Source organism: Kaistia granuli DSM 23481 (assembly GCF_000380505.1).
GTDB lineage: Bacteria > Pseudomonadota > Alphaproteobacteria > Rhizobiales > Kaistiaceae > Kaistia > Kaistia granuli.
Map to the genome: position 1 here is coordinate 560714 of NZ_AQYH01000008.1, position 7251 is coordinate 567964.

Genomic DNA, 7251 nt, shown 5'->3' on the forward strand with positions numbered 1-7251 from the left:
CCTACTCCTCGATCAGCTCGATCTCGGCGACCGCCTCGCCGAGGTCGAGCGCCACCGCGCCCTTCACCTCGTACCTGTTGGCCGGCCGGAAAATCGTCCGGCCGCGCGGCACGACACGATTGACCGACAGGCGGTAGCGCTTGTCCGGGTCGATGGCGAAGGCATTGCTGGGCTTCTTGGCCATGGTTAGGGCTCCGATCAGAAGGCGATGTCGACGCGCTCATTGACGAGGAAGACGTCGAGCGCGGTGGTGGTGGTGCCGCCGATGACGATCACGTAGGAGCTCGTCGGCGCGGCGAGGTTGAAGGTCAGCCGCTTCATGACCATGGTCGGATCGCTGGGATCCGCCGGCATGGTCTCGGTGACATCCGGCGCCTCGATCGTGGATCCGATCTTCAGCGTCGGCGTCAGCGTATGTTTGGCCGGATCCCAGCCCTGCAGCAGCAGATCGAGCCGGACTTCCGACGTCGGCGCCGCAAGCGTGCGCAGCGTCGAGAAATGCTTGAAGATCGTGCGCGGCCGGGAGACGCGGACACGGGACCCGGAGATCTGCACGCCGCCCATGATGTCGGTGGTGCCGACGAAGGCCACCCGGAACGGCAGGAGTGGCGGCAGGCCGACGAGCGCGGTGGTATCGACCTCGGAAAGCGGCCGCCAGACGCCCGCGACCTGGACCTCGAAGGTGATGGCCGTCGACTTCGGCGCGACCAGGCCGGCGATCACGTCGATCGCCGCGATGCCGCCCGAGAGCGAAAGCGGGTTCAGCTCGACGACGACGCGCGACTGGCGGAACTGCGCGAAATAGACCTTCATCATCAGGTCTTTCGTCAGGTCGCCGTCATAGTAGGCGCCGTCGGTCGTGTAGCCGAACGTGCCCTGGACATAGGCGCCGCCGGTCGCCACTGCGACGAAGTGGTTGCCGCCGGTGGTGATCAGCCAGGCGTAGCGCTTGCCGGCCTGCAGGAAGGTGGCCGGGATCTCGATGAAGGTCTCGGCCGGGAAGAGCTTGAGGCTGCCGCGATCGATGGTGACGGTCGCGATCGCCTTCTCCCGATCCGGCGTGCCGGACTGGGTCAGTTCGCAGAGCGCGACATGGACATTGCCGGAGCCGGCGAGCTTCGGGAAGAACAGGCCGACGCCCTTGCACCAGCCGTCCTGGCTGTTCAGGAACGACTGCCAGCACTGCGAACCGTTGACGGTGTGGTTGACGGTGAGCGCGTCCCAGTACGGCTCTTCGAAGGTGTCGACGAAGATCTGCTGCAAGCGCATGGTGTTGTGCTTGCCGTTCCGGTCCTGCGGATTGAGGACCGTGAACACCTCGGTGCCGACCTTGAAGGTGTTGGTGACGCTGTCGTACTTGCCCGACTTCCACCAGTTGTGGTTGGTGCAGATCTTGAACTCGGCGCCATAGCGGATGCGCTGGCGCGACATCATCCGCTCGACCATCTCGAAGGTCTGGTACTGGTACTGGGCGATCGAGACCTCGCCGCCATATTCGAGCACCTGCAGGCGCGGCACCAGGTCGAAGGCCGGCAGCAGCACGCCATTGTCGACCTTGGATTTCTGGTCGAGCGGATTGAAGACGGAGAGCTGGCCGTCGCCCATGGCCTCGGGCGCGAAGCGGATGCCTTCCTCGGTCTTGGCCAGATACTCCGGGTTGGTGGTGTCGGTCTCGTCCGTGTCGAGGAAGTGGTCGGCGCCGTACTGCGCGTAGTCATCCGGGAGGCCGTTCACTTCCTTCAGGCGGGCGACGTCGCCAGCGACGTCGAGCAGGAAGTTGCCGGCCGCTGCCAGGCGCATCTTCGCGGCGAGCGCCGAGATATCGGAGGCGATCGTGGCGATGCGCGGCTCGACCTGGCCGCGCCAGCTCTCCAGCCCGGAGACCCGGCCGGCGACGGCGGCGACCTGCGGCAGGCGGTTCGCCTCGACCATGTTGATCTCTTCGATGCCGGTCACGCCGAGGCGGACATGGGCAATGGCGAGATAGCTGGCCTCGATCGGCGCCGGCTGCGGATCGGCGCTTTCGATGCCGGGCAGCAGGTTGATATTGGCGTAGAGGCTGCGCTGCATCGCGACGGCCTGCGGCTCGGTGACGCCGGTCTCGATATTGACGAGGAAATCGCGCGGCTGGACGTCGGTCTGGTTGGTCGAGCCCCAGGCGATGACCGTGACGATGCGCTTCGCAGCGACCGGCAGATAGTCGAAGACAGAGAGCGGCACCTCATCCTGACGCAGGTGGATCGCGCCGTCCGAGACGAGCCGGCCGGGCGCGACGGACAGTTCCGTCGCCGACTTCTCCGAGACCGTGAAGCCGGCGAAGGCCCGGCCGGAGACGATCGCGTCGCGGACGAGATCGTCGAAGGTCTCCTTGACGTAGTCCTGCAGGTTGTTGAAGTCGCCGGCCTGCGTTTCCTGGCGGTTCCGGAAGATGACTTGCTGACGCATGGTATTAACCCCTCACGAATTCGCCGACCCGGACCTGACCGACGAAGAGGTCATTCCCGAGCGTCGGCGGGCGGCTGATCTTGGTGTTGACGAGAATGGTGTCGCGGGCCGCCTTGGAGGCGACGATGGCGCGATAGACCTTGGCCTCCTTCTCGCGGTCGCCCGCATAGAGGAAGCCGGTCATGAACTGGTTCTGGATGATGCGCGGCCGGCGGCCCCGGATGGCGACGTCCAGCTCGGCGGTGAAGGCGTCCATGCCGAAGCGATCGGCATTCAGGAAGGTGAAGGCCTTGCGCCTGGCGATCGCCCGCGTCGTGTCGTGCAATCGGATCGACTGGTAGATCGAGACATCGGCGCGGGCCTCGACGAAGAAGCGGCCGGCGAAACGGCCGGCGAACGCGCCCCAGCGGTTGACGCCGGGCACGCGGATCGTCTCGGGCTCGACCGCGATCGGCATCAGGCCGCCGCGCACGGCGGCGGGGGTCGGTGTCTCGGACGGCACGATCTTCAGCGAGACGACGCGCTCGGCCGACACCGACTGTCCGAGCCAGCGCTGGAACCTCGGCGCGTCGGTGAAGTAGCCGCCGGCGGCGCGGCCGGGGATGACCAGGCGCTCGAAGGCGTCGACCGGCCTGCCATTCTCGTCCTGGCGGATCTCGGCGACGGCCAGCGGCAGCGAGACCCCGCCGTCGACATAGAGACCGCGCCGGCCGAAGCGCTCGAGCGTCTGCAGGTCGGCCGGGAAGCTGGCCGGGCCACCTGCATCCGACAGGAAGGTATTGCGCCGATACCGTCCGGGCTGGATCGGTCCGGGGAAGAAGGCCCGGCCGGCCTGGCCGCGTCGCACCACGGAGGTGATCCGGATCTCGGGGAAACCAGCGTAGAAGGCGCGGCGCTCGTCGAGCGTCAGCGTCTGGCCGAGGAAGAGCTTCGCCGGCGGCAGCACGGCGCGCACGACCTCGCCACCGGCGAGACGAACATGGCGACGGATGCCTTCGAGCGTTCCCTTGATCCGGTGCAGCGGGATGGCATTCCGAACGACGGAGCGCTGGACCTCCTCCGGCCAGGCCTCGTCCCAGACGTCGACCGAGAAGGCCCAGGCGAGAAAAGGCAGCAGCGGGAGGGGGCAGCGATCGGCATTCCAGAGATCACCGATCGGCACCTGCAGAGCCGACGAGAGCATGCCGCCGACCAGCGACCGCTCGTAGCGCGTCGCGTTGCTCGGGAGCATGGCGCGGGCCGTCGCCTCCAGTTCCGCGAGCTGACCGGAAGAGAGCTGTGCCGTCATTCCACCAGCTCCGTCGAGATCTCGATCGTGCCGAGGCGCGGCGCCTGGTCGAGGCCGACCGTCAGATCCTTCGACCATTGCTGCAGGCGGACGCGCTGCACGCCGGCGACCGACAGCGCGGCATGCAGGCCGGAAACCGGCACGAAGGCGCCGACGCGCTGGCGGGACGCGGCATAGATCCGCAGCGAGGTTTCCGCCTGCTGGCGGATCAGGGCAGGATCCGGGCCACGCGCGATCTCCAGCGTCGCGGCGACGGAATACGGCACCACACCGACCGGCCGAACCACCACGGCGTCGGTCAGCGGCTTGATGTCGTCCCGCGTCAGCCGGGCGCGAACGCTGTCGACCGTCGCCGAGCTCGGCTCGCCGGTCTGGCCCGCCATGACGATGACATGCACCTCGCCAGGGCGTGGCACGATCAGCCCAACGTCGCTGATCGAAGGATCCGCCGCCAGCGCATGGAAGATGTAGGCGCCGCGCGTTCCCGTCGTCGCCAGCGCCTCGGGGGCGAGCTGGACGCGGGCGCGGAAGCGCGTGTCGTCTTCCATCACGGCCGGCGTCGTGCCGGTGGCGGGCGTGAGCACGACCCGCGCGACATTGTAGTGGGCCGCTAACTGATCGAGGTCGCTGCCGCGCGCGAAGGCCAGCATGACCGAGCGGGCGGCATCATTGACGCGGGCGCGGTCGAGCAGGCGTTGATAGCCAAAGGCCTGGCCGGCGATCATCGCCAGATCGGTTTCGAGAGCGCCGACGTCATAGTCGGGCATCAGCCCTTCGAAGGCTGCTCGAAAGCCCCCGAACAGCGTCTCGAAGTCCAGCTTCTCAATCACCGCCGGCGCCGGCAGACGGGACAGCTCGATGGTGTCGAAGCGGCTCATGCTGCACGCGCCCTCATCGGAATGATCATCGACGCATCGCCACCATCGGGCGTGAAATCACCCAGGTGACCGCGTGGGTAATAGACACCGGACAATTCGATCGACATGGCACCGGTCGTGGAGGCCCTGGTCAACTTGCAGCCTAAAACCGCATAGCGCGGCTCCCATCGCGCGATCGCCATGACGGTCGCTGCGTACATGGCGAGGATGACCTGGTCCGTCATGGGACGGTCGATCAGGTCGAACAGCTCCGACCCGAATTCGCGCCGCATGACGCGGGAACCAATAGGCGTCGTCAGGATCACGCCGATCGATTGTCGGACATGATCGAAGTCGGAAAGGGCCGCGCCGGTATGGCGATTGAAGCCCGTCGACGCCATGTCAGCCGGCCTTCTTGTCAGCTGCAGGCGCCGTCCGCTCCGCCTTCGGTATCGAAAGCTGGTCGCCATAGGGCGGCAGAAACGGCTTCGCTACGGCGTCGGCCATGTCGACCGCTTTCGAACCGGCCTCATGCCAGGTGCCGGCGTAGAATCCGGAAGTGTTGACGATCACCTTCATCGTGCATCTCCATTACGGGTTGGGGGATTGAGAGCGTGCGAGAGGACGCCGGTTCGCTTGAGAAGCCCGCGAACCACGGGAAGGTCAGCGGGGCGTCGACGTGTTCGACGCGCCGGGGGTGACGCCGCCGTGAAGGTGCGTGTCGCCGATGTTCTGGCCATTGTGAGTGACGCGCGAGCCTTCGAGCGTCAGATCGCCTTTGATCGTGACATCGGCGACAATCTCGACGGTGCCATCGCCAAGCGTCAGGCGGGTGTCGCCATGTACGATGACCGCCTCCGGACCATCATGCGGACGCGGGTTGGCGTTCGAATGGGTCGAGAAATCAATGACACCGTCGGTCAGGTCGCCGCTTTCCGAAACGAGGTCGACCTGCTGACCGACCGTCGGCGGGATATGGGAGGATGTGCCGCCGGCCGAAACTTCCTTCCAGGGCACCCATGGCGAGAGATAGGGCGGATCGCCGTTGCCGATCTTGACGCGGGCCAGCCCCTTCGTGTTGTCGACCTCGGTGATTGTGCCGGTACGCCTTCGGTTGCGGGCGCGCCTGTCCTGGTCGGCAATCTTGCGTTCGATCTCGACGATACGCTCGAGAAGCCCCATAGCTACGGTTCCTGTCCAACGGCCAAGGCGCGCGCCTCGTCGAGTGTCAGGCCGAAGCGGCGACGGATCGTATGCGCTTCGATCACGTCGGCCGGGTCGCCGATCAGGTCGCCAATCTTCTGCAGATAGGGGTGCTCGACGGCCGCCATCCGGGCCATGAACGTCGCCCATATCGACGTCGTGACGATTGGCGCGCCAAACACCGGATCGGGCAGCAGATCCAGCGTGATGACGAGCTGATGCGCCGCAATCCTCGTTCCGCTCGCCGCGTCGGACGTTCGCTTTCGCTCGACCTTAAGGGCCGAGGACGACAGGGTCCGCCAGATCTCCGCCCAGGGATCATTAGGATCCGACAGAGCTATGGTGATTTCCCGCCCGACGCAGTCCAGGAAGAACTCGAGGCCGGGATCGGTAGCAGGGATGCCGATGCCAATCACCGTGCTGACGCCGGTATCCGGATCCGTCTCGGTCATGGCGGCACTGATGCCGATTTCGATGGTCAGTTCGGTCGGTCCGGACTTGTGCAGAGAACGGAGATCAATCCGATCCTCGATTCTGCTGCCATCAACATAGACCGAGATGAACGGCTTCTCCTGATCCGTCCGGAGAGTGTCATCGGCGGCGATGTCGATCGCACCGATCTGGCTGTCGAGGACGTTGTCGCCGACCAGCGTCTTGCCCTTCAGGGCCTCGATCGTCGCGATGCGCAACGCAATTCGGCCCAGCATCACTTTGCTCCGAGTGTCAGGACGATGAGGTTCGAATATCGGTCACTGACGATCGCCACCTCGAACCACGGCAGACCGGCGCGATCATTGGCGCGGAGACCGTCACCCTGGCGGGGCGGCGGACCCGCATACGTCGAGCGGTCGATGAACAGTTCGGCCTGCCCCAGCGCCAGCCGCGACCGGTACCGATCGGTGCCATCGCCGACAGGCTTTGAGTCGTCGCCGCCGACATGCAGGACGGCGTTGATGTCTACTGCCGGCCGGGCGGGATCGACGACCCCTCCCCTCAGGAAGGACAGGCGAACCGACTCGCCGAAGGTCAGGCCGACCTTCCGGTCGACGCCCGCCTCAAGGTTTCGCCAGTTCGCCATGTCATCAGGCCGAAAGGACGACGACGCCGGTCGCGGACGGATTGGCGGCAACCGCCAGCGCGTAGCCGATCTTCGGATTGGCACCCGAATTGTCGGCGGTGGTTGCCTTCGAGCCGTCGAAATAGATCATCGCTCCGACAGCCCAGGCCTGGCCGGAAGTCTTGGGCAATTCGTAGACGCCGGAGCGGCTGATCTCGACGGGGTCGCCGGATTTGGCATCGAAATTGGCGACGCCAAACAGCTTGCCGACGAGAACGCCGGCGCCGGAGAGGACGTCGGAGGGGGCGGCAACGGTGACGGTATTGCCCGGCTGAATGAAGTTTTTCATCGGACGGTTCCTTTTCAGGGATCGAGGAGGTTTCAGGGAGCGAGCGGCGGGG

General features: G+C 66.0%; 10 protein-coding genes. All 10 read right to left on the bottom strand.

Features of this window, described 5'->3' with window-relative positions; genetic code table 11:
- Position 1: 1 nt before the first annotated feature.
- A complete protein-coding gene (locus tag G342_RS0115030; protein ID WP_018183986.1) occupies positions 2 to 184 on the bottom strand; it encodes a hypothetical protein in 183 nt (60 codons plus the stop codon).
- 14 nt (positions 185 to 198) lie between these two features.
- Positions 199 to 2445, bottom strand: a complete 2247-nt coding sequence (locus G342_RS0115035) for a hypothetical protein (protein WP_018183987.1) — start codon at positions 2443 to 2445, stop codon at positions 199 to 201.
- A 4-nt stretch (positions 2446 to 2449) separates the two neighbouring features.
- On the bottom strand, positions 2450 to 3733 hold the full coding sequence (locus G342_RS25345) for a phage tail protein I (RefSeq protein ID WP_018183988.1): 1284 nt from the start codon (positions 3731 to 3733) through the stop codon (positions 2450 to 2452).
- Positions 3730 to 4611, bottom strand: a complete 882-nt coding sequence (locus tag G342_RS0115045; RefSeq protein WP_018183989.1) for a baseplate assembly protein — start codon at positions 4609 to 4611, stop codon at positions 3730 to 3732. The genes G342_RS25345 and G342_RS0115045 overlap by 4 nt, the downstream gene beginning before the upstream one ends.
- Positions 4608 to 4991 (bottom strand): GPW/gp25 family protein, encoded by a 384-nt coding sequence (locus G342_RS0115050; RefSeq protein ID WP_018183990.1) that lies wholly within the window; start codon positions 4989 to 4991, stop codon positions 4608 to 4610. The genes G342_RS0115045 and G342_RS0115050 overlap by 4 nt, the downstream gene beginning before the upstream one ends.
- Before the next feature lies 1 nt (position 4992).
- Positions 4993 to 5169: a hypothetical protein gene (locus tag G342_RS26060; protein ID WP_018183991.1), complete on the bottom strand. Its 177-nt coding sequence runs from the start codon at positions 5167 to 5169 to the stop codon at positions 4993 to 4995.
- Positions 5170 to 5253: 84 nt separating this feature from the next.
- Positions 5254 to 5772 (bottom strand): phage baseplate assembly protein V, encoded by a 519-nt coding sequence (locus G342_RS0115060; RefSeq protein ID WP_018183992.1) that lies wholly within the window; start codon positions 5770 to 5772, stop codon positions 5254 to 5256.
- A gap of 2 nt (positions 5773 to 5774) precedes the next feature.
- Positions 5775 to 6500, bottom strand: coding sequence for a hypothetical protein (locus G342_RS0115065; RefSeq protein WP_018183993.1), 726 nt, complete (start codon positions 6498 to 6500; stop codon positions 5775 to 5777).
- A complete protein-coding gene (locus G342_RS0115070; protein WP_018183994.1) occupies positions 6500 to 6871 on the bottom strand; it encodes a hypothetical protein in 372 nt (123 codons plus the stop codon). The genes G342_RS0115065 and G342_RS0115070 overlap by 1 nt, the downstream gene beginning before the upstream one ends.
- Before the next feature lie 4 nt (positions 6872 to 6875).
- On the bottom strand, positions 6876 to 7199 hold the full coding sequence (locus G342_RS0115075) for a DUF2190 family protein (protein ID WP_018183995.1): 324 nt from the start codon (positions 7197 to 7199) through the stop codon (positions 6876 to 6878).
- Between the last annotated feature and the right edge of the window lie 52 nt (positions 7200 to 7251).